Below are 228 nucleotides of genomic sequence, written 5' to 3'. Positions count from 1 at the left end.
CTTTCTCGTGCGCCAGTTATTTTACAATGTTCCTGCAAGGCGGAAATTTTTAAAGACGCCGATGACGGAAGCAAGCCATGTAAGTGACCTGATGACACGGCTTGCCTTGTCTCGCCCGGACATTTCCTTCCAGTTTATTAACAACGGACAAGAACGGATGCATACGTCCGGGAACGGGAAATTAAAAGATGTGATTTACCATGTTTATGGGCGGGAGATCACCGCCAA

1 pseudogene is annotated in these 228 nt (G+C 47.4%); it reads left to right on the top strand.

The features are described 5' to 3' along the window. Positions 1–228 (top strand): annotated as a pseudogene (locus HJY11_RS13800) (DNA mismatch repair endonuclease MutL); the annotation flags it as partial.

It is taken from the genome of Bittarella massiliensis (ex Durand et al. 2017), from assembly GCF_017566145.1.
Lineage (GTDB): Bacteria > Bacillota > Clostridia > Oscillospirales > Ruminococcaceae > Bittarella > Bittarella massiliensis_A.
The sequence above is the reverse complement of the archived record's forward strand: the minus strand, read 5'-3'. Positions and strand labels throughout refer to the sequence as shown.